This is a genomic window from Inquilinus sp. OTU3971, assembly GCF_038440215.1.
This window is the reverse complement of sequence record NZ_JASATH010000084.1, coordinates 1-25,509: the sequence shown is the minus strand read 5'-3', so window position 1 is coordinate 25,509 and position 25,509 is coordinate 1. Positions and strand designations below refer to the sequence as shown.

The following is a 25,509-nucleotide window of genomic DNA, read 5'->3' as shown; positions in this document are numbered from 1 at the left end:
GCAGACCGCGGACAGACACGGGTGACACGATGGCGTTGATGATGGGTGCCCTCTACGACGCGCTGAAATCGGCCAACGTCGACGACGAGAAGGCACGCAAGGCCGCCGAGGAGGTCGCGAGCTTCGAGCAGAGAATCACCGCGATCGCGGGCGACCTGTCGATCGTGAAGTGGATGGTCGGCTCGAACATCGCGCTCACGCTGATCGTGCTCGGCAAGCTGTTCGTGGTCGGGCCGTGACGGTCATCGAACACGTGACGCCTATCGAACGAAGCTGACGGTCCATCAGTCGACCAGCTTGCGGTCGCCGGCGCCGTGCACGCCCAGGCTCTTCATCTTGCGATGCAGGGCCGAGCGCTCCATGCCGATGAACTCGGCGGTGCGGCTGATGTTGCCGCCGAAGCGGGTGACCTGGGCGATCAGGTACTCGCGCTCGAACAGCTCGCGGGCGTCACGCAGCGGCAGCCCCATGATCTCGCTGCCGCGGTCGCCGCGCAGCACCGCCGGGGCGATGGCGCCGATCTCCGGCGGCAGCATGTCGGCGTGGATCGGCATGCTGCTGTCGCCCGCCGCCATGATCAGCAGCCATTCGACGACATTGCGCAGCTGCCGGACATTGCCGGGCCAGCTATAGGCCTGCAGCGCCGCCATCGCATCCTCGCCGACCTGGCGCGGCATCAGCCCCTGGCTGTCGGCGGCGCGCTGCATGAAATGGCGGGCCAGCAGCGGGATGTCCTCGCGCCGGCTGGCCAGCGGCGGCACCGCGATCGGGACGACGTTCAGCCGATAATACAGATCCTCGCGGAACCGGCCTTCGGCGATCTCGCTCGGCAGGTCCTTGTTCGAGGAGGCGATGACCCGGACGTCGACCTCGACCTTGGTGGCACCGCCGACGCGGACGAAGGTCTGCTCCTGCAGCACCCGGACGATCTTGCCCTGGGTGGCGAGCGGCATGTCCGCCACCTCGTCCAGCAGCAGCGTGCCGCCATGCGCCTGCTCGAAGGTGCCGACCTTGCGGGTGGTGATGGCGCCGTCGACCATGACCTCGACGCCGAACAGCTCCTCCTCCAGCCGATCCGGATGCATCGCGGCGCAGTTCAGCGCGATGAACGGCCCCTCGGCACGCTTGGACAAGGCGTGCAGCTGGCGCGCCACCACCTCCTTGCCGACGCCGGCGGGGCCGGTGATCATCACCCGGCTGCCGGTCGGCGCCACGCGCTCGATCTGCTGGGTCAGCTGGCCGATCATCGGCGATGCGCCGACCAGTTCGACCTCGGTGCCGGCGCGCAGCCGCAGCTCGGCGTTCTCGCGCCGCAGCCGCGCCGCCTCGATGGCGCGCTCGACCATCAGCAGCAGCCGGTCCGACTTGAACGGCTTCTCGATGAAGTCGTAGGCGCCGTGCTTGATGGCGGTGACCGCGGTCTCGATGTTGCCGTGGCCGCTGATCATCAGCACCGGCACGCCGGGATGGTCGCGCCGGATGATGTCGAGCAGCTCGAGCCCGTCGATCGGGCTGCCCTGCAGCCAGACGTCGAGGATCACCAGGCTGGGCTGGCGCGCGGCAAGCTCGTGCTGGGCCTGCGTCGTGTCGCCGGCTTCCCGCGTCGTATAGCCTTCGTCGTCCAGGATGCCCGAGATGAGCATCCGAATATCCGCCTCGTCGTCGACGACGAGAATGTCATGCGCCATGGCCCACCGCGTCCTTGGAGCCCGCAGCTGTCACCCGATCGGTCGATGCATCCGGCTCGTCGCCGGTTGGAACGGCCGGCACGCCTGCCTGTTCCAACGGAAAGACGAGGCTCACCCGGGCCCCACCGCCCGGGCGGTCCTCGAGGACCAGCCGGCCGCCGTGATCCTCCATGATTTTCTTGACGATGGCGAGCCCCAATCCGGTGCCCTTCGTGCGGGTGGTGACATAGGGTTCGGTCAGCCGGTCGCGGTCGACCGTGGGCAGGCCCTTGCCGTTGTCCTCGACCGTGATCCACGCCTCGCCGTCGGCATAGTCCAGGACCATCCGCACCTGCCCCTTGGGCAGCTCGCGGCCCTCGGCGATGCGGCCCTCGATCGCGTCCGCGGCATTCTGCAGCAGGTTGGTGACAGCCTGGGACAGCTGCCGGGAATCGCACGGCACCAGGGGGCGGTCGTCGGGCTGGCTGAAGGCGAAGCCGATCTTCGCATGGGCGTTGCGCTGCAGGAACAGAGCCTGCTGGCAGGTCTCCGACAGGTCGATCGTCTTCATCACCGGCGTCGGCATGCGGGCGAAGGCCGAGAACTCGTCGACCATCCGGCCGATGTCGCCGACCTGCCGGACGATCGTCTCGGTGCAGGTGATGAAGGTCTGCGGATCGTCCGATATCTGCTTGAGATATTTGCGCTTCAGCCGTTCGGCCGAGAGCTGGATCGGGGTCAGCGGATTCTTGATCTCATGCGCGATCCGGCGGGCCACGTCGGCCCAGGCCGCCTTGCGCTGGGCCGACAGCAGCTCGGTGACGTCGTCGAAGGTGACGACGAAGCCCTGGATCTCGCCGTCCAGCCGTTCCGCGGCGATGCGGGCCAGCAGCGTGCGCAGCTCGCCATGGCGGCGGATCTTCACCTGGCCCTCGACCACCCGGCCCTGGCGGCTGCGGGCGCTCTCGATCAGATCGGCCATCTCCGGCACCGCCGCCTCCAGGGGATGGCCGACCAGCTCGTCGACCGAGCGGCCGAGCAGGTCGGTGGCGGAGCGGTTCGGCAGATGGACCCGGCCGTCCTGGTCGAGGCCGAGCACGCCGGCCGAGACGCCGGACAGCACGGTCTCGGTGAACTGCCGGCGCTGGTCGAGCTGGCGGTTGGCCTCGATCAGCTCGCGGCGCTGGCTTTCCAGCTGGTTGGTCATGCGGTTGAAGGACCGGGCCAGACTGCCGAGCTCGTCGGTGCTGTCGCTGCCCTGGACCCGGTATGACAGGTCGCCCGCCCGCACCCGCTCCGACGCCATGATCAGCTCGCGCAGCGGCCGCACCAGCGTGTCGGCGAAGACCAGGCCGATCCAGACCGCGGCCATCAGCAGCAGCACCGCCACGGTGACGTAGATCGCGGTGAAGATGAGCTGCAACTGCGACCGCCGCCCTTCCAGCGCCCGGTAGTCGGCGACGGCGCCCTTAGTCTGCTCGACATAGGCCAGCGCCTCCGGATCGACCTGCTTGCCGATCAGGAGGAAGGCCTCGAAGGGAAAGCCGTTCAGCCGCACCAGCGCCCGCACCCGGTCGCTCTCGCTGTCGACGATCAGCTCGACAGGGCCGTAGCCGGTGTTGTCGGCGGACATCGCCCGCTCGAAATGCTCCTGGCCGACCATCTCCAGCTTCAGGCCCTTGGCGAAGGCGGATTCCGCGACGATCTGGCCTTTGCGGTCGATGATCCGGATGTCCGGGATGCCGTAGGTCGAGGTCATGCTGCTGAGGATGCCGACCAGGGCGGACCGGTTGCCGGAGATGAACTCCGGATACTGGGCGTAGGCCCGCTCGACCGTGTAGGCGATGCTCTGCGCCGCGTAGCGGATGCTCTTCTGGTTCTCCTCGAGATAGACCTGGGCGACCGAGAGCGATTCGTTGATCGCGGTCGAGACCCGTTCGGAGAACCAGGTCTGCACGCCGATGTTGAAGATCACGGCGGAAAAGATCGCGACCAGGATGGCGGGCGCCACCGCCACCACGGCGAACAGCGCCACCAGCCGGACATGCAGGCGCGACCCGGCCGAGCCGCGGCGCCGCGCCGCCCAGATCCCCACCAGCCGCCGCGCCACGATGGCGCCGAGCATCAAGAGGATGGTCAGGTCGAGCACCAGCAGCAGCGACACCCGGTCGGCGTCCTTGCCGAACAGCGAGTTGCTGCTGAGTGCGGTGTAGGTCGCGATGCCGGACGCGACGGCGGCGAAGATCAGCACCACCGCCAGCTTGTTCTCCAGCCCGACCCGGGCCGCCCATTGGTAAAGCTGCCGCCAGAGAGAGGTCGGGCTCGCGGCGTTGGTTGTCATCGGCGGTTCTGCAGGCGCTACGGTCAAGCGGCCTAGCTTAGGCCACGGACCACCGGAATGTCTAACTCGCGGATCTTCTTGCGCAGGGTGTTGCGGTTGAGGCCGAGCAGCTCGGCCGCCCGGATCTGGTTGCCGCGGGTGGCGGCCAGGCTCAGCGTGATCAGCGGCCGCTCGACCTCGCGCAGCACCCGGTCGTACAGGCCGCTGGCCGGCAGGCTGCCGGCATGGGCGGCGAAATAGTCGCGCAGATGGCGCTCGACCGCGGCCGACAGCCCCTCCCCGGCCGGCTCCACGCCGGGCTCGGCGATGCCGGCTTGCGGCAGGGCGTCGCTCAGCTCGGCCTCGATCACGTCGATGCCGATCGTCTCCTGCGAATAGAGCGCGCAGAGCCGCCGCGCCAGGTTCTCCAGCTCACGGACATTGCCGGGCCAGCGGTGCCGCGTCAGCCGCTCCATCGCCCGCTTGTCCAGCGCCTTCTCGCTCATCCCCTCGGCGGCGGCGCGGCGCATGAAGTGGCTGACCAGGGCCGGGATGTCCTCCGACCGCTCGCGCAGCGGCGGCAGCCGGATCGGCACGACGTTGAGGCGATAGAACAGGTCCTCGCGGAACAGCCCCTGCCGCACCATGGTGCGCAGGTCGCGATGGGTGGCGGCGACGATGCGGACATCGGCCCGGATCGGGGTGCGGCCGCCGACCGTGGTGTATTCGCCCTCCTGCAGCACCCGCAGCAGCCTGGTCTGCGCCTCCATCGGCATGTCGCCGATCTCGTCGAGGAACAGGGTGCCGCCCTGGGCCTGCTCGAACCGGCCGGTGGAGCGCGACAGCGCGCCGGTGAAGGCGCCCTTCTCATGGCCGAACAGCTCGGATTCGATCAGGTCGCGCGGGATCGCCGCCATGTTGATGGCGACGAAGGGGCCGGACCGCCGGCGGCCGTAATCGTGCAGCGCCCGGGCCACCAGCTCCTTGCCGGTGCCGCTCTCGCCGGCGATCATCACGGTCAGGTCGGTCGCCATCAGCCGGGCCATCACCCGGTAGATCTCCTGCATCGCCGGCGACCGGCCGATCAGCGGCATCGCCTCCTCGCCGTCCTCGGGCTCCCGCCGTTCGGCCCCGTCCTGGCGCGGCAGGGTCAGGCCGCGCTCGACCACCCCGACCAGCTCCTTCAGGTCGAACGGCTTGGGCAGGTATTCGAAGGCGCCGCGCTCGGTCGCCTTGACTGCGGTCAGCAGGGTGTTCTGCGCGCTCATGACGATGACACGCAGCTCCGGCCGCAGCTTCTTGATCCGCGGCAGCAGATCCAGCCCGTTCTCGTCCGGCATCATCACATCGGTGATGATCAGGTCGCCGACGCCGTCCTGGATCCATTTGTACAGGGTCGAGGCGGTGCCGGTGCTGCGCACCTCGTGGCCGAGGCGCGACAGGGCCTGGGTCAGCACCATGCGGATGGCGCGATCGTCATCCGCGACCAGAATGGTCCCGCTGGTCATGCTTCGCTTCCGTTGTCTTCGCCGGTCGGCGCCGGTTCGGCGTGGATCGGCAGGGAAATCTTGAACACCGTGCGGCGCGGCTCGCTTTCGAAGCCGATCAGCCCGCCATGGTCGCCGATGATCTTGGCCACCAGCGACAGGCCGAGGCCGGAGCCTTCCGCCTTGGTGGTGACGAAGGGGTCGAACAGATGGTCTTTCAGATCGTCCGGGATGCCCGGGCCATTGTCCTGGACCGCCACCATCAGCGGCAGGTTCAGGCGCTGGCTGGTGCCCTGCACCGCGATCGCGACGCCGCGCTGATAGGCGGTGGTCAGGACGATCTCGCCATCCTCCGCCACGGCCTCGACCCCGTTCTTGATCAGGTTCAGGAACACCTGCACCAGCTGGTCGAAATGCCCCGGCACCGGCGGCAGCGACGGGTCGTAGCGCTCGATGAAGCGGACATGGCGGCCGAAGCCGGTCTGCGCCACCTGGCGCGCCCGCTCAAGCACCTCATGGATGTTGACCGGGTCGCGGTTCAGCGGGCTGGGGTCGGAGAAGGCATCCATGCGGTCGACCAGCCGGACGATGCGGTCGGTCTCCTCGCAGATCAGCCGGGTCAGCGCCCGGTCCTCGTCGCCGACCGTCTGCTCCAGCAGCTGGGCGGCGCCGCGGATGCCGGAGAGCGGGTTCTTGATCTCATGCGCCAGCATCGCGGCCATCGCGGTCATCGACCGGGCCGCATGGCGGCGGTTCAGCTGGGTGTCGATCCGCCGCGCCACCGATTCCTCGAACAGGCTGAGCACGGCGAGGTCCGGCGGGTCGACCAGCGGCGCGACCGTCACCGAGACGGTGCGGCGCCCGATCCGCGGGCTTTCCAGCAGCATGCCGTAGTCGCCGACGCTGCGGTCCTGCTGGATCGCCTGGTCGATCAGGGCGAAGAGCGGGCTGTCGCCCGGCACGAAGCCGGTCAGGTCCTGGCCCAGCAGTGCGGATTCGCTGGCGTCGAGCAGCTGCTGCGCGGCCAGGTTGACGAAGCGGATCACCCGGTCGCGGCCGACCGCCAGCACCGCCACCGGCAGCGAGGCCAGAAGCGCGAAGGGATCCGGTTGCGGCTCGGCCGCGGCGATAGAGATCGGTTTCAGGTTTGGCATGGGCGGCGAAAGGACTGACAGGCGTCAGATCAGCCTATCGCCTAAAATTTGTCCAATGAAAGTTTTGCCTAACCAATGAGCAGAAATGACATCCGTCCCCCGATTCTGAGGGGGAAGAAGTTCCTTGCGAGCGGCGCTACATGAGAGCCGGCCGAAGCTCGGGCCGGACATTGGGGCGTCCTCTGCAAAGAGACGGCCGCGATTTGAGCAAGACAGCGCCGTGCCTGCGGGCCGGCGGCGACGATGGAGCAGAATCCTATGAACTCGATGATCGGGACGATCGGTCGCATCGCCGCACTGGCGTTGGCGCTGGCCGCCGCGGCGCCGGCGGCGGCCGCCGACATCAAGGGGGCGAAGGACTATCCCGGGATCAAGCGCTTCGACGGCGCTTCGATCGTGTCCTACAGCACCCAGAGATTCGTCCGCTACACCCTGCCGCTCGGCCCGGCCGACGAGCTTGATGCGTCCGGCGAGAAGCCCGTCTTCACCGGTTCGAAGGAGGTCAGCGGCGCCCTGACCCGGCTCAGCTACACGGCGCCGGCCGGCGTCTCCTCCGACGACGTGTTCGAGAACTACCAGAACGAGCTGGCGGCCAAGGGCTACCAGGTGCTGTTCAAGGCCGACGGCGCCGAGATCGGCAAGAACCAGGGCGCCATCTTCGCCGGAATCGAGACCCAGCTGTTCGAGTACAGCCCGGAGGCCGCGCATTTCCTGACCGCAGAGTTGATCAAGGACGGCGCCACGATCGACATCGCCCTCTACGTCACCGAATACGAGGACGGCTACGCGCCGCATGTCGAGGTCGAGAAAGGCCAGACCATCGTCCAGCTCGACGTCATCGAATCCGGCACGCTGCAGGACAAGATGGTGACGGTGTCGGCCGCCGAGATCGGGAAGGGCCTGGCGGCGCAGGGCCACATCGCCCTCTACGGCATCACTTTCGACTTCGCCAAGTCCGATCTGAAGCCGGACTCCAAGCCGGCGCTGGACCAGGTGGCGCAGTTCCTGAAGGACGACCCGTCGCTGAAGATCCATGTCGTCGGCCACACCGACAATGTCGGCGGCATGGAGACCAACCTGACGCTGTCGCGGGCCCGCGCCGCGGCGGTGGTGGCGGCGCTGGTCGAGCAATACGGCGTGTCCGCGAGCCGGCTGAACCCGGCGGGCGTCGGCCCGCTGGCGCCGGTGGCGCCGAACGACAGCGACGAGGACCGGGCCAAGAACCGCCGGGTCGAGCTGATCCCGCAGTAGACCCCGCCTTCCGCTTGTCTCATCCAAGGCGCCGCCCTATCGTGCGGCGCCTTTCGTCCAGGAGACCCAGCGGATCATGCCACGCCACGCCGCCGTCATCGTCGCCGCCGGAACCGGCGAGCGGTTCGGCGGTTCCCTGCCCAAGCAGTACCGCCCGCTGGCCGGCAGCTCGGTGCTGCGCCGGTCGGTCGAGGCGTTCCGCGCCACCGGCCGGTTCGACGACATCGTCGTGGTGATCCGCGACGAGCACCGGCCGCTCTACGAGACCGCCACCGCCGGCCTCGGCCTGCCCGATCCGGTCATCGGCGGCGCCACCCGGCAGGACAGCGTCCGCGCCGCGCTGGAATGGCTGGCGCAGCGGGCGCCGGATCTCGTCCTGGTGCATGACGCGGCCCGGCCGCTGGTCGACCGGGCGACGATCGACCGCGTGCTCGATGCGCTGGCCGACGCCGAGGCGGCGATCGCCGCGGTGCCCGTGGTCGACACGATTAAACGAGCTGATGACAAGCAGGCCGGGGCTCCCATCGCCGCCGGCACGGTCGACCGCAGCGGCCTGTGGCAGGCGCAGACGCCGCAGGGCTTCCGCTTCCCCGCCCTGCTGGCCGCCCACCGCGCCGCCGCCGGCGAGGCGCTGACCGACGACGCCGCGGTGGCGGAGCGCCAGGGCATTGCCGTGCGCCTGGTCGAAGGCCATGTCGACAACTTCAAGATCACCACGGAGGCGGACCTGACCCGCGCGGAACGACTGCTCGGCGGCGCCGCCGACATCCGGACCGGCACCGGCTTCGACGTGCACCGCCTGATCACCGGCGACGCCGTCATCCTGTGCGGCATCCGCATCCCCCATGCCGCCAGGCTGGAGGGCCATTCCGACGCCGATGTCGGGCTGCACGCCCTGACCGACGCTCTGCTCGGCGCCATCGGCGCCGGCGACATCGGCCAGCACTTCCCGCCCTCGGACGAACGCTGGCGCGGCGCCGATTCCGCCGCCTTCCTGGCCCATGCCGCCGATCTGGTGCGGGCCCGCGGCACCATCCTCAACGTCGATGTGACGCTGTTGTGCGAGCGGCCGAAGATCGGCCCGCACCGCACCGCCATGGTGACGCGGATCGCCGAGATCCTGGGGATCGACGCCGAGCGGGTCAGCGTCAAGGCGACCACGACCGAGCGGCTCGGCTTCACCGGCCGCGAGGAGGGCATCGCCGCCCAGGCCTCGGCGAGCGTCCGGATCGAGCGCTGATGCCGTTCCGGCCGCTCCCGCCCGGCTGCACCTTCTGGCAGCCCTCGACGCTGCTGGCGACGGTGGGCGGGATCGGGCTGATCCGGGTGGCGTCCGGCACCTGGGGCTCGCTCGCCGCCCTGCCCCTCGCCTGGCTGCTGTGGCGGCTGGGCGGGCCGGCGGCGGTGGCGATCGCGGGGGTTGTCATCGGCCTGGCCGGAATCTGGGCGGCCGGCGCGGTCTGCCGCGGCGGCGAGGCGGATTCGAGCGCGATCGTGGTCGACGAGGTGGCCGGCCAGCTGCTGGCCCTGGCCCCGGTGGCCGGCGTGCCGTGGCTCTACCCCCTCGCTTTCGCCCTGTTCCGGCTGCTCGACATCGCCAAGCCCTGGCCGATCTCCTGGCTCGACCGTGAGCTCGGCGGCGGCTGGGGCGTGATGATGGACGACATCGCCGCCGGCGCGGCCACCGCCGCGGTCGGCGCGGCGGTCCTGGCGGGAGGGCTGGCATGATCGACGACGCGGACCTTGCCTTGGCCACGCAGGTGCTGGAGTCCTGCCAGGCCCGCGGGCTGACGCTGGCGACGGCGGAAAGCTGCACCGGCGGGCTGGTGGCGGCGGCGCTGACCGCGATCGCCGGCTCCTCCGACGTGATCGAACGCGGTTTCGTCACCTATTCCAACGCGGCGAAGGCCGAGTTGCTCGGCGTGCCGACGCACCTGATCGCCGACAAGGGCGCGGTCAGCGCCGAGGTCGCGGCGGCGATGGCCGCGGGGGCGCTGATCCGCGCCCGGGTCGGCCTGGCCGTGTCCATCACCGGCATCGCCGGGCCGGGCGGCGCCACCCCGGGCAAGCCGGTCGGGCTGGTGCATTTCGGTCTCGCCCGCCAAGGCGCCGAGACCCGCACGGAAAAGCGCGTCTTCGCCGGCGACCGGACCGCGGTCCGGACCCAGGCACTGCGGCTGGCGCTGGAGCTGCTGCTGGCCGGCGCGCAAGCTGCGAAAACCGCATCCCCCCACGCCGGCTGACGCGGGTTGCCGGCCGGCGGAGCGCACCGCATCATGGCCGGCGAGACTCTCACGAAAGCACCGTGCCAGTGCGTCTGACTCCGGCCTCGAATCTCTGGCCTCTTCTCGCCTTCGGCGCCCTGATCCTGTTCGCTTTTCCGGCTTCCGCGGCCCCCGGCTTCGAGAGCACGCGCTGCGTCTTCGCCGTGCCGCGCGGAGAGCGGGCGACCTGTGGCTTCGTCGCCGTGCCGACGCATCGCGAAGGCGCGCGCGGCCGCAGCCTCCGCCTCTATGTCGCGGTGCTGCACAGCCGGGCCCAATCGCCGCTGCCGGATCCGGTGATCTTCCTCAATGGCGGCCCCGGCGACGCCGCCTTCGGCGACGATGCCGACACCTGGTGGCAGATCAGCCGGCCGATCCGCGAGGCGCGCGACTTCATCGTCTTCGACCAGCGCGGCGTCGGCCAGTCGCGGCCCAGCCTGGACTGCCCGGAGCTGGATCGCATTTCCGAGCGGAACTGGAAGCCGGGGATGGGCCGGGCCGAGGTGCTGGCGCTGGAGCGGCCGGCGGCCGTGCGCTGCCACGACCGCCTGACCCGGTCCGGCATCGACCTGTCGGCCTACACCACCGCCGAGGCCGCGGCCGATGTCGACGACATCGCCGCCGCGCTGAACTACGAGAGCTACAACCTGATCGGCGTGTCCTACGGCACCCGGGTGGCGCTGGCGGTGATGCGCGACTTCCCCGACCGGGTGCGCAGCGCCGTGCTGGACAGCGTCTACCCGCCGGGAATCTTCGACCTCGACACCCAGCCGGCGCTGATCGCCCGCGTGTTCCGGCGGCTGTTCGGCGAGTGCAGGTCCAGCCCCGACTGCGATGCCCAGTACCCGCTGCTGGAGGCCCGCTTCGACGGCATGCTGGCGCAGCTAAGGTCCCAGCCGGAGACGATCCGCCAGGGCCGGCGCAGCATCAGGGTCGATGACGGCATCGTGCTCGACGCGCTCTACGCCACCTTCTACGACCCGGCCGTCCTGCCCGACCTGCCGGAGCTGATCGACAAGGTGGCGCGCGGCGACCTGAGCGCCCTAGCCCCCTGGATCGGGCCGGTGTTCAGCGGCGGGCCGAACCGGTCCGACGGGCTGGCGCTCAGCGTGGCCTGCAGCGAGAGCTGGCCCTTCGCCACCCGCGACACGCTGGCGGCGTCGGTGGCCGCCTCCGAGCCCTATGGCGGCGACGCCGCCTATGCGCTGGAGTGGCAGGTCTGCGATTCCTGGCATGTGCCGCCGATCTCGGCAGTCGATGCGGTGGCGGTGTCGAGCGCCACGCCCACCCTGCTGCTGACCGGCAGCTTCGACCCGATCACGCCGCCGGAATACGCCTATATCGCAGCGCGGACCCTGACCAATGGCCGGGTGGTGGAGTTCCGGGCCGGCAGCCATTCCATCCTGAGCACGGAGAGCTGTGCGCCGGAGCTGGTGGCCCACTTCATCGACATGCCGGCGGCGCCGCTCGACGCGCTCTGTGCCGACCGCACCCTGGCGCCGCGCTTCACCACGGCCGGCCTGGATCAGCCTTCGGCCGCGGCCGCAGGCACCGAGGCGCGATCGCCGTAGAGCGCCCGCGCCCGCGTCTCGAAGGCGCCGACCATGCGGCGGAAGGCCTCGTGGAACACCGCCCCGATCACCGTCTGCAGCACCCGCGAGCGGAACTCGAAATCGACATGGAAGTCGATCTCGCAGCCGTTCGGATGCGGCAGGAAGCGCCAGCAATTGGTCAGCCGCTTCATCGGCCCGTCGACATAGGCGACGTCGATCTGCCGCCCGGGGGTCAGCGTGACCCGGCTGGTGTAGCGCTCGCGGATCATCTTGAAGCCGATGACCAGATCGGCCGTCAGCACATTGCCCTCGCGCTTGCGGATGCGCGCGGCCAGGCACCAGGGCAGGAAGCTGGGATACGCCTCGATATCCGCCACCAGCTCATAGAGCTGTTGCGGGGTGAAGGGCAGGATACGGCGTTCGGTGTGTGACGGCATGATGGACCCGCGGGACGGCTCGACGACCTAGATTAAACCGTCGGCGGCGTCCCGCCAGTGCGACCTTCAGGCGCTCTGTGCCAGCGCGACCAGGTCGATGGATCCGGAGGCCGCGGCGAGCTTGGCGAGGCGGGCGGCCTTCAGCTTCTCGAAATCGGCGCCGGCGTGATAGGAGGACCGGGTCAGCGGCGAGGCCGAGATCATCAGGAAGCCCTTGGCCCGGCCGATCTTCTCGTGGGTCTGGAACTCCTCCGGCGTGACGAAGCGGTCCAGCCTGGCGTGCTTGGTCGTCGGCTGCAGGTACTGGCCGATGGTCATGAAGTCGACATCGGCGGCGCGCAGGTCGTCCATCACCTGCCCGACCTCCTCCGCCGTCTCGCCCAGGCCGACCATGATGCCGGATTTGGTGAAGATGGTCGGGTCCAGCTCCTTCACCCGCGACAGCAGCTGCAGCGAGGTGAAGTAGCGGGCGCCGGGCCGGATCGAGGGATACAGCCGAGGCGCGGTCTCGAGGTTGTGGTTGAACACGTCCGGTCGCGCTTCGACAACGATTTCAACGGCTCCCGGCTTGTTCTTGAAGTCGGGAGTGAGGATCTCGATGGTCGTGTCCGGCGCCGCGGCACGGACCGCGCGGATGGTCTCGGCGAAATGCCGGGCGCCGCCGTCGTCGAGGTCGTCGCGGTCGACCGAGGTGATGACGATGTGGCTCAGCCCCAGCCGGCCGGCGGCCTCGGCGACGTGCTGCGGCTCATGCGGGTCGAGCTGGTCCGGCCGGCCCGTGGCGATGTTGCAGAAGGCGCAGGCGCGGGTGCAGACCGAGCCCAGGATCATCACCGTGGCATGGCCCTTGGCCCAGCATTCCCCGATATTGGGGCAGGCCGCCTCCTCACACACCGTGTTCAGCTTGAGGTCCCGCATCAGCCTGCGGGTCTGGTTGTACTCGGCCGAGACCGGCGCCTTGACCCGGATCCAGGCGGGCTTGCGCTGGATCGGATTGTCCGGGCGATTCGCCTTCTCGGGGTGGCGAAGATGGGGCTCTACAGCGGACATGGTCCGTCCTTGCGGGTTGCGGCCTGGCTCGACGACATTCCCTCAGAGATTGGAGGAACGCCGCACGAAGCCAAGCCCGCTTTGCTCAATAGTGGATTGCGCGGCCGTAGGCGTCCAGGACGCTCTCATGCATCATCTCGCTCAGCGTCGGATGCGCGAAGATGGTGTGCATCAGTTCCGCTTCCGTCAGCTCGCCCGTCTTGGCGACGACATAGCCCTGGATCAGCTCGGTGACCTCGGCGCCGACCATATGGGCGCCCAGCAGCTCTCCGGTCTTGGCGTCGAACACGGTCTTGATCATGCCCTCCGGCTCGCCCATCGCGATCGCCTTGCCGTTGCCGATATAGGGGAAGCGGCCGACCTTGACCGCGTAGCCCGCCGCCTTGGCATTGGCCTCGGTCAGCCCGACCGAGGCGACCTGCGGCGTGCAGTAGGTGCAGCCCGGGATGTTGGTCACATCCATCGGATGCGGGTGCTGGCCGGCGATCTTCTCGACGCAGATCACGCCCTCATGGCTGGCCTTGTGCGCCAGCCAGGGCGCGCCGGCCACGTCGCCGATGGCGTAGACGCCCGGCTCATCGGTCTCCAGATACTTGCCGACCACGATGTGGCCGCGGTCGACCTTCACCTTGGTGTTCTCGAGCCCGATGTTCTCGACATTGCCGTCGATGCCGATCGCCAGGATCACCCGGTCGGTGGTGATGGTCTCGGTCTTGCCGCCGACCTCGACGGTGGCGGTGACGCTGTCGGCGCCCTTCTCCAGCTTCTGGGTCTTGGCGCCGACCAGGATGCGCATGCCCTGCTTCTCGAACTGCTTCCTGGCGAAGGCCGAGATCTCCTCATCCTCCACCGGCAGCACGCGGTCGAGCATCTCGACCACGGTCACCTCGGCGCCCATGTTGCGGTAGAAGCTGGCGAATTCGATGCCGATGGCGCCCGAGCCGATGACCAGCAGCGACTTCGGCATGGTCGGCGGGACCATCGCCTCCTTGTAGCTCCAGATCAGCTTGCCGTCGGCCTCCAGCCCCGGCAGGTTCCGGGCCCGCGCGCCGGTGGCGATGATGATGTGCTTGGCCGCCAGGGTCTCCTTGCCGCCGGCCTTCAGCGCCACCTCGACCTTGCCGCCGCCGAGCAGCTTCGCGCTGCCGTCGAACACCGGCACCTTGTTCTTCTTCAGCAGATGCTTGACGCCGCCGGACAGCTGAGAGGCGACCTTGCGCGACCGATCAACTACTTTCTTAAGATCGAAGCTGATGTCCTTGGCCGAAAAGCCATATTGGTCGAGATGTTTCAGCAGGTGCGAGATCTCGGACGACCGCAGCAGCGCCTTGGTCGGGATGCAGCCCCAGTTCAGGCAGATGCCGCCCAGGTGCTCGCGCTCGACCAGCGCGGTCTTCAGCCCCAACTGGGCCGCGCGGATGGCGGCGACGTAGCCGCCCGGGCCGCCGCCGATCACCAGGACGTCGAAGCTGGTCTCAGCCACTGTCGTGTCTCCTTGCTGCCACCCGCATCCCGGCGGAGGCTGTCGCGGGTCGCCGGTCGGGGGCCGGGACGGGCCCGGCCCCCGAGCGGTCAAAGCATCATGCTCAGCGGGGCTTCCACCAGCGCCCGGAAGGCCGCCAGGTACTCGGCCCCGACCGCGCCGTCGACCGCGCGGTGGTCGACCGAAAGGGTGCAGCTCATCACCGTGGCGATGGCCAGCGCGCCGTCCTTGACCACCGGTCGCTGGGTGCCGGCGCCGACCGCCAGGATGCAGGATTGCGGCGGGTTGATGATCGCCGCGAAATCCTTGACCCCGAACATGCCGAGATTGGAGATCGAGAAGGTGCCGCCCTGGTATTCCTCGGGCTTCAGCTTGCCGTCGCGGGCGCGGGCGGCCAGGTCCTTCATCTCGCCCGAGATCGTGCCCAGGCCCTTGCGGTCGGCGTCCTTGATGATCGGAGTGATCAGGCCGCCCGGGGTCGCCACCGCGACCGAGACATCGACCCGCTCGTACTGGATCATCGCCTCGTCGGTCCAGGAGGCGTTGGCCGCCGGGACCTTGCGCAGCGCCAGCGCCGCCGCCTTGATGATCAGGTCGTTGACCGACAGCTTGACGTCGCCGCGGTCGTTCAGCTCCTTGCGCAGCTTCAGGAGCGCGTCGAGCTCGATGTCGACCGTCAGGTAGAAATGCGGGACGGTCTGCTTCGACTCCAGGAGCCGGCGCGCCACCGTCTTGCGCATGTTGCTGTGTTTCTGCTCGCTGTACGGGATGCCGAAGGCATCGGCGAGCTGCTTGGCATTCGGGCCGCCGGCGGCGGCCGGCTTCGCGGCCGGAGCGGCAGCGGCAGGCGCGGGCTTCGCCGCCTCGGGCGCCGCGGCGGCTGGCTTGGCGGCGGGGGCACCGCCGGCCAGCGCCGCGTCGACATCCGCCTTGACCACGCGGCCATGCGGGCCGCTGCCCTTCAGCGTCGCCAGGTCGACCCCGGCCTGCTGCGCCATGCGGCGGGCCAGCGGGCTGGCGAAGACGCGGCCGTCGTCATGGCCGTTGGTCGCCGGCTTGGCGGCCGGGGCGGGCTGCGCCGCCGGAGCCGCAGCCTCGGCCTTCGGCTCGGCGGCCGGAGCCTCGGCCTTGGCCTCGGCCTTCGGCGCGGGCGCACCGCCCTTCAGCGCGCCGGCATCCTCGCCCTCCTCGAGGAGGATGGCGATGACCTCGTTGACCGGCACGTTCTCGGTGCCCTCGGCCACCAGGATCTTGCCGATGGTGCCTTCGTCGACCGCCTCGACCTCCATGGTCGCCTTGTCGGTCTCGATCTCGGCGATCACGTCGCCGGACTTGACCTTGTCGCCTTCCTTCTTGTGCCAGGTGGCGAGCGTGCCCTCGGTCATCGTGGGCGACAGCGCCGGCATCAGAATGTTGATCGTCATCGATCCCTCCCCTGTCCGGCGCCTAGCGGTAGCAGGCGGCCTTGGCCGCCTCGACGATGTGCGAGGCCTGGGGCAGCGCGAGGTGCTCCAGGTTCGCGGCGTAGGGCAGCGGCACATCGACCGAGCAGACGCGCCCGACCGGGGCGTCGAGATAGTCGAAGGCGTGCTCCATCATCAGCGCCGCCAGCTCCGACCCGATGCCGGCGAAGGGCCAGCTCTCCTCGGCCGAGACCAGCCGGTTGGTCTTCTTGACCGAGTTGACGATGGTCTCGACGTCGAGCGGCCGGATCGAGCGGAGGTCGATGACCTCGGCGTCGATGCCCTCGGCGGCCAGGGTCTCGGCCGCCTCCAGCGCCTTGCCCACCATGATCGAATAGGCGGCGATGGTGACGTCCTTGCCCGGGCGCAGGATCTTGGCGCGGCCGATCGGGACGATGAACTCGGGGTCCTCCGGCACGTCGAAGCTCTGGCCGTAGAGCATCTCGTTCTCGAGGAAGATCACCGGGTTCGGGTCGCGGATCGCCGATTTCAGCAGGCCCTTGGCGTCCGCCGCGGACCAGGGCGACACCACCTTCATGCCCGGGCAGTGGGCGTACCAGCTGGCATAGTCCTGGCTGTGCTGGGCGCCGACGCGCGACGCCGCGCCGTTCGGGCCGCGGAACACGATCGGGCTGCCCATCTGGCCGCCGGACATGTACAGCGTCTTGGCCGCCGAGTTGATGATCTGGTCGATCGCCTGCATGGCGAAGTTGAAGGTCATGAACTCGACGATCGGCCGCAGCCCGGCATAGGCGGCGCCAACGCCGAGGCCGGCGAAGCCGTGCTCGGTGATCGGGGTGTCGATCACGCGCTTGGCGCCGAACTCCTCGAGCAGGCCCTGGCTGACCTTGTAGGCGCCCTGGTACTCCGCGACCTCCTCGCCCATCAGGAACACGGTCGGGTCGCGCCGCATCTCCTCGGCCATGGCGTCGCGCAGCGCCTCGCGCACGGTCAGGCGCTTGGTCTTGGCGAAGAACTTGTCCTCGTCGGTGGCGGGCGGCGCCTTGGTCGCCGGCGGCGCGGCCGGGGCGGCGGGCGCCCGGGCCTCGGATTTCGGCGCCGCGGCCTTCGGCGCTTCCGCCGGGGCCTCGGCCGCCGGGGCGGCCTTGCCGTTGGCGTGGCCGATGTCGCCCGCGCTCTCGCCGTCGCCGAGCAGGATGGCGATCGGGGTGTTCACGGCCACGGCCTCGGTGCCCTCGGGCACCAGGATCTTGCCGATGGTGCCTTCGTCGACCGCCTCGACCTCCATGGTCGCCTTGTCGGTCTCGATCTCGGCGATCACATCGCCCGACTTCACCGCGTCACCCTCGCGCTTCAGCCACTTCGCGAGCGTGCCCTCGGTCATGGTCGGCGACAGCGCCGGCATCAGGATTTCGGTGGGCATTGGGAATTCTCCGGCAGCCGGCGGCGCCTCGAGGGGGCGCCCGCCGGGTCGTGATGACTCAGGCTTCGATCAGGACGTCGGTGTAGAGCTCCGACGGATCGGGCTCCGGGCTCTGCTGCGCGAATTCCGCCGCATCGTTGACGATGCCCCGGATCTCCTTGTCGATCGCCTTGAAGTCGTCCTCGCTGATGCCGCCGATCGCGTCGATCTTCTTGCGCACCAGATCGATCGGGTCGTGCGTCTCGCGCATCTTCGCCACCTCCTCCTTGCTCCGGTACTTGGCCGGATCGGACATCGAGTGGCCGCGATAGCGGTAGGTCATCATCTCGAGGATGGTCGGCCCCTCGCCGGCCCGGGCGCGCTCCAGCGCCTCGCCCGCGGCGGCCTTGACCGACAGCACGTCCATGCCGTCGACCTGGACGCCGGGGATGCCGTAGGCCTGGCCGCGCAGATGCAGATCGGCATTGGCCGAGGCGCGCTGCACCGAGGTGCCCATGCCGTATTTGTTGTTCTCGATCACATAGATGACCGGGAGCTTCCAGAGAGCCGCCATGTTGAAGCTCTCATAGACCTGGCCCTGGTTCGAGGCGCCGTCGCCGAAATAGGTGATCGAGGCGCCGCCGTCTTCCTTGTAGCGATGGGCGAAGCCGAGGCCGGTGCCGAGCGAGACCTGGGCGCCGACGATGCCGTGGCCGCCGAAGAACTTCTTCTCGCGGCTGAACATGTGCATCGAGCCGCCCTTGCCCTTGGAGTAGCCGCCGCGGCGCCCGGTCAGCTCCGCCATCACGCCGCGCGGGTCCATGCCGCAGGCCAGCATGTGGCCGTGGTCGCGATAGCCGGTGATGACGTCGTCGGCCGGGGTCTGGGCCGCCTGCATGCCGACCACCACGGCCTCCTGGCCGATATAGAGGTGGCAGAAGCCGCCGATCAGGCCCATGCCGTACAGCTGGCCGGCCTTCTCCTCGAAGCGGCGGATCAGCAGCATGTCGCGGTAATAGCGCAGCAACTCGTCCTTGCCGGCGGCAACGGGAGCCACGGCTCCCGACGTCTTATCCTGGGCAGGACGACGTTTCGTGGCGGCCAATGGATCCTCCCTGGTCGGATGGCATCGGGTTAGTAGGCGCGCATAGTTTTGCCGCCTGGCCCAGTGCTACCCCGCACGGCCGGAATTTGCAAGGCGCAGGTCCGTGGCCAAACCGCCATCGGCGCAAGGCAGACGCGCGGGTTTACTGGGCCGGCGCCGGGGCCGGTGCGGTCTTGGGAAAGAAAATGACGACATCGTCCGGCCTGGCGACATTCAGCATCGCCCGGGCCCGTTCGTCCAGCATGTCGAGGTCGACCTGCTTCGGGTCGATCAGCGCGGCGCGCTTCTCCATCTCCGTACGCTGCGCCGTCAGCTCGTCCAGCGTCGACTTCGCCTGGGCGACCTCGCCCTGCAGCGCGTCGCGGGCGAAGATGCCGTGGTCGCCCTGGATCGCATGGTAGCTGAAATAGGCGATCAGGCAGACGCCGACCACCGGCCCGATGATCGGCCGCAGTTTCCGCCGGAGGTAGCGAAACATGCTCATGGCTTCAGATCACCATAGGTCGGGGTCGGCGTCAATCAAAGCCCCTAACGCTGGCGCAGCACCGAGCGGCCGGCATAGCTGGCGGCACGGCCCAGCTGCTCCTCGATCCGGATCAGCTGGTTGTACTTGGCCAGCCGGTCGGAGCGGCTGAGCGAGCCGGTCTTGATCTGCCCGCAATTGGTGGCGACGGCGAGGTCGGCGATGGTCGCGTCCTCGGTCTCGCCCGAGCGGTGCGACATCACCGCGGTGTAGCCGGCCTTGTGCGCCATCTCCACCGCCTGCAGGGTCTCGGTCAGGGTGCCGATCTGGTTGACCTTGACCAGGATCGAGTTGCCGATGCCGCGGGCGATGCCCTGGGACAGGCGCTCGGGGTTGGTCACGAACAGGTCGTCGCCGACCAGCTGGACGCGCTTCCCGAGGGCGCTGGTGATCGCGGCCCAGCCCTCCCAGTCGTCCTCGGCCATGCCGTCCTCGATCGACACGATCGGGTACCGCTTCACCAGCTCCTCGTAATAGGCGACGAGGCCGGCGCCATCGAGGGTCTTGCCCTCGCCTTCCAGGACGTAGCGGCCGTCCTTGTAGAACTCGGTCGAGGCGGCATCGAGCCCCAGCACCACGTCGTCGCCCGGCTTGTAGCCGGCGGCCTCGATCGCCTGGACGATGAAGCTCAGCGCCTCGTCGGCCGAGCTGAGATTCGGCGCGAAGCCGCCTTCGTCGCCGACATTGGTGTTGTGGCCGGCGTCCTTCAGCTTCTTGCGCAGGGCGTGGAATACCTCCGACCCGGTGCGCACCGCCTCGGCCAGGGTCGGTGCGCCGACCGGCAGGATCATGAATTCCTGGATGTCGATCGGGTTGTCGGCATGGGCGCCGCCATTGATGATGTTCATCATCGGCACCGGCAGCGTGCTGGCATAGGCGCCGCCGACATAGCGGTACAGCGGCAGGCCGGCATCCTCGGCCGCGGCGCGGGCCACGGCCAAGCTGACGCCGAGGATGGCGTTGGCGCCCAGCCGGCCCTTGTTCGGGGTGCCGTCCAGCTCGATCATGGTGCGGTCGAGCTCGATCTGGTCCTCGGCGTCGAGCCCGGCCAGCGCATCGAACAGCTCGCCATTGACGGCGTCGACCGCCTTGGTCACGCCCTTGCCGCCATAGACCGACTTGTCGCCGTCGCGCAGCTCGACCGCCTCATGGGCGCCGGTCGAGGCGCCGGACGGCACGGCGGCGCGGCCGAAGGCGCCGGATTCGAGGGTGACGTCGACCTCGACGGTCGGGTTGCCCCGGCTGTCGAGGATCTGGCGGGCATGGATGTCGACGATCGCGGTCATAGGGCTGCCTCTCGCTGAAACGGAATCGGGGGGCGCGGAGTGGTGGGGCGGGAATCGGCGGGGCCAGACTGTGCCGCGGACCGGAAAATGCAAGGATTTTTACCTCTGCGCCTGCGGCAGATCTCACATCCGGCGATTGTGGCTTGCCCGTGTTGAAACTGCGTCAATTTGAGTAGTAGCCTCGCGACAAAAGTGCGCAACCCAGGGTACCGAGATGCGGCTTCTCTCCCATATGCTGTCGCGCTTCGTGCAGGCGGGACGCCTGCGCGTGACCGACGCGGGCGGTGTCGCCCATGACTTCGCGGGCCAGCGGCCCGGCCCCTTCGCCTCGGTCCGGCTGCACGATCCCACCCTGCATCGGAGGCTGTTCGCGGCCCCGGCGCTGGCGGTCGGCGAGGCCTATATGGACGGCACGCTGACGCTCGAGGACGGCACCACGCTGCGCGACCTGTTCGCCCTGTACGGCCATAACTTCCAGGCGCTGGACGGCTATCCGCTGCAGGCGCTGTTGAATTCGGTCGGCCGCCGGCTGCGCCGGCTGCAGCAGTACAACCCGGTCGGCAAGGCGCAGGAGCACGTCCACCACCACTACGACCTGTCGCGCGAGCTGTTCGAGCTCTTCCTCGACGAGGACATGCAGTACTCCTGCGCCTATTTCGGCGACGGGGTCGGCACCATCGAGGACGCCCAGACCGCCAAGAAGCGGCACATCGCCGCCAAGCTGCTGCTCGACGATGCCAAGAACGTGCTCGACATCGGCTCCGGCTGGGGCGGCATGGCGATGACGCTGGCCGAGCTGGCGCCGGTCGAAGTGACGGGCGTGACCCTGTCGGTCGAGCAGCAGAAGCTGGCCGAGGAGCGGGCCGCCAAGCGCGGCCTGGGCAACCGGGTGAGATTCGAGCTGCGCGACTATCGGCAGCTCGACCAGCGCTTCGACCGGATCGTCTCGGTCGGCATGTTCGAGCATGTCGGCGTCGCTTATTACGACGAGTACTTCGCCAAGGTCCGCGACCTGCTGGCCGATGACGGCGTCATGCTGCTGCACTCGATCGGGCGCATGACCCCACCGGGCAACACCGGCGCCTGGCTGCGCAAGTACATCTTCCCGGGCGGATACGTGCCGGCCCTGTCGGAGGTGCTGGCCGCGGTCGAGCGCCAGGGCCTGTGGGTCACCGACATCGAGATCCTGCGGCTGCACTACGCCGACACGCTGGCGGCCTGGAACGAGCGGTTCCAGCAGCAGCGGGAGCGCATCGCCAAGCTCTATGACGAGCGCTTCTGCCGGATGTGGGAGTTCTATCTGTTGGGCTGCGAGAACGAGTTCCGGATGGGCACCTGCATGGTGTTCCAGATGCAGCTGGCCCGGAAGCGCGACGCCGCCCCCCTCACTCGCGACTACATCACCGACACCGAACGCCGCTACGCCACCATGGCCGCGGCGGCGGAGTGAACGGAGGACGACAACAGCAGATTGGGTTCGCCTCGGCGAACCCAATCTGCTCTCCAGCTCTGCTCCGCATCATCCAATGGAGCCTAACATTATGAAGGCCGGTATCGAGAGCAGACGATTTCGAGCCGAGGAGACGATCGAACCGCATCAAAGCGGGTCGTGGGGTTCCTCATTGATTAAGATCTTCGACGGCCCCGCTCAGGTCGGTGAATACAAGCGAAATCACCCGGGCTGGGCCAAAACAACGTTTGAGCCGTTTGAGCTAGGGTCGGAGTGGTATGCCCTGTATTCGAGGGATTACACATCAACCCGGGTGATGAAGCTGCCCGACTGCGCCGACCTTGGCGGGGAAGAGCCGGCCGCCGGAGGCTTCTGCCCGGTCGAATTCTATGTCCCGCGATACAAGAAGGTCGTCTGCAAAGACCCGACTGGTCGAGAGAGGGAAGATTGGTGGTTCGAGACCGATGCCGAAGGGCATTCGGGACAGGAGGCGGATCAATATGGCTATCACCGGACATTCGGCCCCTGGCTGTCGCTGACCACCGGTTTCGTCGCCGGATGCGTGTGGGGTGACGACAGCACCTGGAAGCTTGAGGTGATCGACCTGTCACGGGCCGCCGAGGGCGTCATTTCCCGATCAGATCGGTTTGGCCACCTGCAACTCGCGAATGGAACGTCCCTGGCCGATTCAATCCGCCTCGATCGATACATGCCACATTGGGAGTTGCGCGCGACGGTCATCCGGCAGGAGCGTCGCGACGTCGCCACCGGCCAGTTGATTGATCCTTACAATGAGTAGCGGAACGAATCGACAGCCTAAGCTGTGGGGTGTCGGGTTCGCCTCTGACGATTCCAACCTTCGTCGCGGGTCCCGCGGCCCCTTATGCGCCAACTTCGCCATCACACGCATAACATCAGCATCGCTGGCGAACTCGCCTGCATCCGCCTGCACCAAGCCAGCTTCGATATCGGCGATCTGCCAAGCCTGCAAAGCGACATGTTCCGGATCGTCTCGGCGACGATGTCGTCCGGGGATCGTCCAAGGCTTTCGATCAGATGACGCCATGGACCTGCTCAGATCCGGACCGGGTCGGCCTTGGCGATGCGGTCGAGCGCGACCAGGGTGGTCAGCAGTGCCTCGAGCTTGCTGATCGGCACCATGTTCGGGCCGTCGCTCGGGGCGTGGTCCGGGTCCTGGTGGGTCTCGATGAACACGGCGGCGACGCCGATCGAGACCGCGGCCCGGGCCAGCACCGGCACGAATTCGCGCTGGCCGCCCGAGCTGGCGCCCTGCCCGCCCGGCTGCTGCACCGAATGGGTGGCATCGAACACCACAGGATAGCCGGTCTGCGCCAGGATCGGCAGCGAGCGCATGTCGCTGACCAGGGTGTTGTAGCCGAAGCTGACGCCGCGCTCGGTCAAGAGGACCTTGTCGTTGCCGGTCGAGGCGATCTTGGCGGCGACGTTCTTCATGTCCCAGGGCGCGAGGAACTGGCCCTTCTTGACGTTGATCGCCCGGCCGGTGGCGCCGGCGGCCAGCAGCAGGTCGGTCTGGCGGCACAGGAAGGCCGGGATCTGCAGGATGTCGACCGCCTCCGCCACCGGCGCGCATTGCGCCGCGTCGTGGATGTCGGTCAGCACCGGGCAGCCGAATTTTTCCCGGACCTCGGCCATGATCGGCAGGCTCTTCTCCATGCCCAGGCCGCGGGCGGCCGAGCCGGAGGTGCGGTTCGCCTTGTCGAAGGAGGTCTTGTAGACCAGGCCGAGGCCCAGCCTGCCGGTGATCTCGACCAGTGCCTGGCTCATCTCCAGCGCGTGCTCGCGGCTTTCCAGCTGGCACGGGCCGGCGATGATGGTCAGTGGGCGGTCGTTGCCGAAGGTGACGGGGCCGACGGTGACGGCACGGGCTGCGGTCATGGTCATGGTCCTCAGACGAGCCGGCTCTGCTCGATCGCGGCGCGGATGAAGTCGGTGAACAGCGGATGCGGGTCGAACGGTTTCGACTTCAGCTCCGGATGGAACTGCACGCCGATGAACCAGGGATGGTCCGGCAGCTCCACGATCTCCGGCAGCACGCCGTCGGGCGACAGGCCGGAGAAGAACAGCCCGGCCTGCTCCAGCCGGTCGCGGTAGTTGATGTTGACCTCGTAGCGGTGGCGGTGCCGCTCGCTGATCTCGGTCGCGCCGTAGATCTCCTGCACCCGGCTGCCGGGCACCAGGGCGGCCGGATAGGCGCCGAGGCGCATGGTGCCGCCGAGGTCGCCGTCCGACTTGCGGGTCTCCAGCGCGTTGCCGCGGGTCCATTCGGTCATCAGGCCGACCACCGGCTCGTTGGTCGGGCCGAACTCGGTCGAATTCGCCGCCGGCAGCCCGGCCATGTGGCGCGCCGCCTCGATCACCGCCATCTGCATGCCGAAGCAGATGCCGAAATACGGCACCTTGCGCTCGCGCGCGAACTGGGCGGCGCGGATCTTGCCCTCGGCCCCGCGCTCGCCGAAGCCGCCCGGCACCAGGATGCCGTGGACATGCTCGAGATGGCTGACCGCGTCCTCCGATTCGAAGATCTGCGAATCCATCCAGTCGAGCTTGACCTTGACGTTGTTGGCGATGCCGCCATGGGTCAGGGCCTCGGCCAGGCTCTTGTAGCTGTCGATCAGCGAGGTGTACTTGCCGACCACGCCGATGGTGACCTCGCCCTCCGGCGCACGCACGCGCCGGACGATGCCGGTCCAGCGCGACAGGTCAGGCGCCTTCGGCTGATCGAGGCCGAAATAGGCCAGGACCTGATCGTCGAAGCCTTCCTCGTGATAGGAGATCGGCACGTTGTAGATGGTGTCGACGTCGAGGGCGGCGATCACCCGCTCCGGCCGGATGTTGCAGAACAGCGCGATCTTGCGCCGCTCATTGGCCGGGATCGGCCGGTCGGCGCGGCACAGCAGCATCGCCGGCTGGATCCCGACCGACAGCAGCTCCTTCACCGAATGCTGGGTCGGCTTGGTCTTCAGCTCGCCCGCCGCCGGGATGTAGGGCAGCAGCGTGACGTGCAGGAACAACGCGTTCTCGGGCTCGACCTCGTTGCCGAACTGGCGGATCGCCTCGAGGAACGGCAGGCTCTCGATGTCGCCGACCGTGCCGCCGACCTCGCAGATGATGAAGTCCTCGTCGGTGACGTCCGACCGGATGAATTCCTTGATCGCGTCGGTGATGTGCGGGATCACCTGCACCGTGGCGCCGAGATAGTCGCCGCGGCGCTCGCGCGCGATCACGCCCGAATAGATCTTGCCGGTGGTGACGTTGTCGCTCTTGCGGGCTGCCACGCCGGTGAAGCGCTCGTAATGGCCCAGATCCAGGTCGGTCTCGGCCCCGTCATCGGTGACGAAGACCTCGCCGTGCTGGGTCGGGCTCATCGTGCCCGGGTCGACGTTGAGATAGGGGTCCAGCTTCCGGAGCCGGACCTTGAAGCCCCGCGCCTGAAGAAGTGCCCCGAGTGCTGCTGCGCCCAGTCCCTTGCCAAGCGAGGAGACCACGCCGCCGGTAATGAAGATGTACCGCGTCATGGAATTCTACCCTACCTCAGATTCGTCCAGCCAAAAACAGCGGGGCGGCCCAAACCACGGCCGCCCCCAACATGACAGTCATGCCGCCGGGTTTTT

Annotated in this window: 23 protein-coding genes; 9 read left to right on the top strand and 14 right to left on the bottom strand. The window is 68.6% G+C overall.

Features of this window, described 5'->3' with window-relative positions; all coding sequences use genetic code 11:
• The first annotated feature begins 38 nt into the window (after positions 1 to 38).
• Positions 39 to 239 (top strand): hypothetical protein, encoded by a 201-nt coding sequence (locus AAHM41_RS20950; protein WP_342238520.1) that lies wholly within the window; start codon positions 39 to 41, stop codon positions 237 to 239.
• A gap of 45 nt (positions 240 to 284) precedes the next feature.
• Here the strand turns inward: AAHM41_RS20950 and ntrX are convergent, their stop codons facing one another.
• The 4 genes from ntrX to AAHM41_RS20930 are packed head-to-tail and all read right to left on the bottom strand — an operon-like array spanning position 285 to position 6,628.
• Positions 285 to 1,688 carry a nitrogen assimilation response regulator NtrX gene (gene ntrX, locus AAHM41_RS20945; protein WP_342238519.1) on the bottom strand — a complete coding sequence of 468 codons (1,404 nt, stop codon included), beginning with the start codon at positions 1,686 to 1,688 and terminating at the stop codon, positions 285 to 287.
• Positions 1,678 to 4,008 carry a sensor histidine kinase gene (locus tag AAHM41_RS20940; protein WP_342238518.1) on the bottom strand — a complete coding sequence of 777 codons (2,331 nt, stop codon included), beginning with the start codon at positions 4,006 to 4,008 and terminating at the stop codon, positions 1,678 to 1,680. The genes ntrX and AAHM41_RS20940 overlap by 11 nt, the downstream gene beginning before the upstream one ends.
• Before the next feature lie 32 nt (positions 4,009 to 4,040).
• Positions 4,041 to 5,495 carry a nitrogen regulation protein NR(I) gene (gene ntrC, locus AAHM41_RS20935; protein ID WP_342238517.1) on the bottom strand — a complete coding sequence of 485 codons (1,455 nt, stop codon included), beginning with the start codon at positions 5,493 to 5,495 and terminating at the stop codon, positions 4,041 to 4,043.
• Complete coding sequence (locus tag AAHM41_RS20930) at positions 5,492 to 6,628, bottom strand: two-component system sensor histidine kinase NtrB (RefSeq protein WP_342238516.1); 1,137 nt, start codon at positions 6,626 to 6,628, stop codon at positions 5,492 to 5,494. Before AAHM41_RS20930 ends, ntrC begins: the two co-directional genes overlap by 4 nt.
• A 258-nt stretch (positions 6,629 to 6,886) precedes the next feature.
• Here AAHM41_RS20930 and AAHM41_RS20925 point away from each other — a divergent pair, with 258 nt between their 5' ends.
• The 5 genes from AAHM41_RS20925 (at position 6,887) to AAHM41_RS20905 (ending at position 11,714) form a co-directional block, all read left to right on the top strand.
• On the top strand, positions 6,887 to 7,879 hold the full coding sequence (locus tag AAHM41_RS20925) for an OmpA family protein (RefSeq protein WP_342238515.1): 993 nt from the start codon (positions 6,887 to 6,889) through the stop codon (positions 7,877 to 7,879).
• A 76-nt stretch (positions 7,880 to 7,955) separates the two neighbouring features.
• Positions 7,956 to 9,119: a bifunctional 2-C-methyl-D-erythritol 4-phosphate cytidylyltransferase/2-C-methyl-D-erythritol 2,4-cyclodiphosphate synthase gene (locus tag AAHM41_RS20920; protein WP_342238514.1), complete on the top strand. Its 1,164-nt coding sequence runs from the start codon at positions 7,956 to 7,958 to the stop codon at positions 9,117 to 9,119.
• Complete coding sequence (locus AAHM41_RS20915; protein WP_342238513.1) at positions 9,119 to 9,607, top strand: phosphatidylglycerophosphatase A family protein; 489 nt, start codon at positions 9,119 to 9,121, stop codon at positions 9,605 to 9,607. The genes AAHM41_RS20920 and AAHM41_RS20915 overlap by 1 nt, the downstream gene beginning before the upstream one ends.
• Positions 9,604 to 10,122 carry a CinA family protein gene (locus tag AAHM41_RS20910; protein ID WP_342238512.1) on the top strand — a complete coding sequence of 173 codons (519 nt, stop codon included), beginning with the start codon at positions 9,604 to 9,606 and terminating at the stop codon, positions 10,120 to 10,122. The genes AAHM41_RS20915 and AAHM41_RS20910 overlap by 4 nt, the downstream gene beginning before the upstream one ends.
• A gap of 62 nt (positions 10,123 to 10,184) precedes the next feature.
• Positions 10,185 to 11,714 carry an alpha/beta fold hydrolase gene (locus AAHM41_RS20905; protein WP_342238511.1) on the top strand — a complete coding sequence of 510 codons (1,530 nt, stop codon included), beginning with the start codon at positions 10,185 to 10,187 and terminating at the stop codon, positions 11,712 to 11,714.
• On the opposite strand, the gene AAHM41_RS20900 is transcribed toward AAHM41_RS20905, so the two are convergent.
• The 8 genes from AAHM41_RS20900 to eno all read right to left on the bottom strand — a co-directional run bounded on the left by AAHM41_RS20900 (position 11,669) and on the right by eno (position 20,406).
• A complete protein-coding gene (locus AAHM41_RS20900; protein ID WP_342238510.1) occupies positions 11,669 to 12,133 on the bottom strand; it encodes a type II toxin-antitoxin system RatA family toxin in 465 nt (154 codons plus the stop codon). The two genes, AAHM41_RS20905 and AAHM41_RS20900, sit on opposite strands and share 46 nt — an antisense overlap.
• A gap of 66 nt (positions 12,134 to 12,199) precedes the next feature.
• Positions 12,200 to 13,183, bottom strand: coding sequence for a lipoyl synthase (lipA, locus tag AAHM41_RS20895; RefSeq protein ID WP_342238509.1), 984 nt, complete (start codon positions 13,181 to 13,183; stop codon positions 12,200 to 12,202).
• Positions 13,184 to 13,268: 85 nt separating this feature from the next.
• Positions 13,269 to 14,666, bottom strand: a complete 1,398-nt coding sequence (gene lpdA / locus AAHM41_RS20890; protein ID WP_342238508.1) for a dihydrolipoyl dehydrogenase — start codon at positions 14,664 to 14,666, stop codon at positions 13,269 to 13,271.
• 89 nt (positions 14,667 to 14,755) lie between these two features.
• Entirely contained in the window at positions 14,756 to 16,090 is a 1,335-nt protein-coding gene (locus AAHM41_RS20885) for a pyruvate dehydrogenase complex dihydrolipoamide acetyltransferase (RefSeq protein ID WP_342238507.1), read from the bottom strand.
• Positions 16,091 to 16,112: 22 nt separating this feature from the next.
• Positions 16,113 to 17,513: a pyruvate dehydrogenase complex E1 component subunit beta gene (locus AAHM41_RS20880; protein ID WP_342238506.1), complete on the bottom strand. Its 1,401-nt coding sequence runs from the start codon at positions 17,511 to 17,513 to the stop codon at positions 16,113 to 16,115.
• A 58-nt stretch (positions 17,514 to 17,571) separates the two neighbouring features.
• A complete protein-coding gene (pdhA, locus tag AAHM41_RS20875) occupies positions 17,572 to 18,549 on the bottom strand; it encodes a pyruvate dehydrogenase (acetyl-transferring) E1 component subunit alpha (protein WP_342238505.1) in 978 nt (325 codons plus the stop codon).
• 190 nt (positions 18,550 to 18,739) lie between these two features.
• Positions 18,740 to 19,075: an FtsB family cell division protein gene (locus tag AAHM41_RS20870; RefSeq protein WP_342238504.1), complete on the bottom strand. Its 336-nt coding sequence runs from the start codon at positions 19,073 to 19,075 to the stop codon at positions 18,740 to 18,742.
• Positions 19,076 to 19,125: 50 nt separating this feature from the next.
• Positions 19,126 to 20,406 (bottom strand): phosphopyruvate hydratase, encoded by a 1,281-nt coding sequence (eno, locus tag AAHM41_RS20865; protein ID WP_342238503.1) that lies wholly within the window; start codon positions 20,404 to 20,406, stop codon positions 19,126 to 19,128.
• Between the two features lie 214 nt (positions 20,407 to 20,620).
• Between eno and AAHM41_RS20860 the strand changes: the two genes are divergently transcribed.
• From AAHM41_RS20860 to AAHM41_RS20850, 3 genes are all read left to right on the top strand, one after another.
• Positions 20,621 to 21,856: a cyclopropane-fatty-acyl-phospholipid synthase family protein gene (locus AAHM41_RS20860; protein ID WP_342238502.1), complete on the top strand. Its 1,236-nt coding sequence runs from the start codon at positions 20,621 to 20,623 to the stop codon at positions 21,854 to 21,856.
• A 91-nt stretch (positions 21,857 to 21,947) separates the two neighbouring features.
• On the top strand, positions 21,948 to 22,655 hold the full coding sequence (locus tag AAHM41_RS20855) for a hypothetical protein (RefSeq protein ID WP_342238501.1): 708 nt from the start codon (positions 21,948 to 21,950) through the stop codon (positions 22,653 to 22,655).
• Between the two features lie 84 nt (positions 22,656 to 22,739).
• On the top strand, positions 22,740 to 22,916 hold the full coding sequence (locus AAHM41_RS20850; RefSeq protein ID WP_342238500.1) for a hypothetical protein: 177 nt from the start codon (positions 22,740 to 22,742) through the stop codon (positions 22,914 to 22,916).
• 14 nt (positions 22,917 to 22,930) lie between these two features.
• On the opposite strand, the gene kdsA is transcribed toward AAHM41_RS20850, so the two are convergent.
• Positions 22,931 to 23,773, bottom strand: a complete 843-nt coding sequence (kdsA, locus tag AAHM41_RS20845; RefSeq protein WP_342238499.1) for a 3-deoxy-8-phosphooctulonate synthase — start codon at positions 23,771 to 23,773, stop codon at positions 22,931 to 22,933.
• A gap of 11 nt (positions 23,774 to 23,784) precedes the next feature.
• Positions 23,785 to 25,413 carry a CTP synthase gene (locus AAHM41_RS20840; RefSeq protein WP_342238498.1) on the bottom strand — a complete coding sequence of 543 codons (1,629 nt, stop codon included), beginning with the start codon at positions 25,411 to 25,413 and terminating at the stop codon, positions 23,785 to 23,787.
• Between the last annotated feature and the right edge of the window lie 96 nt (positions 25,414 to 25,509).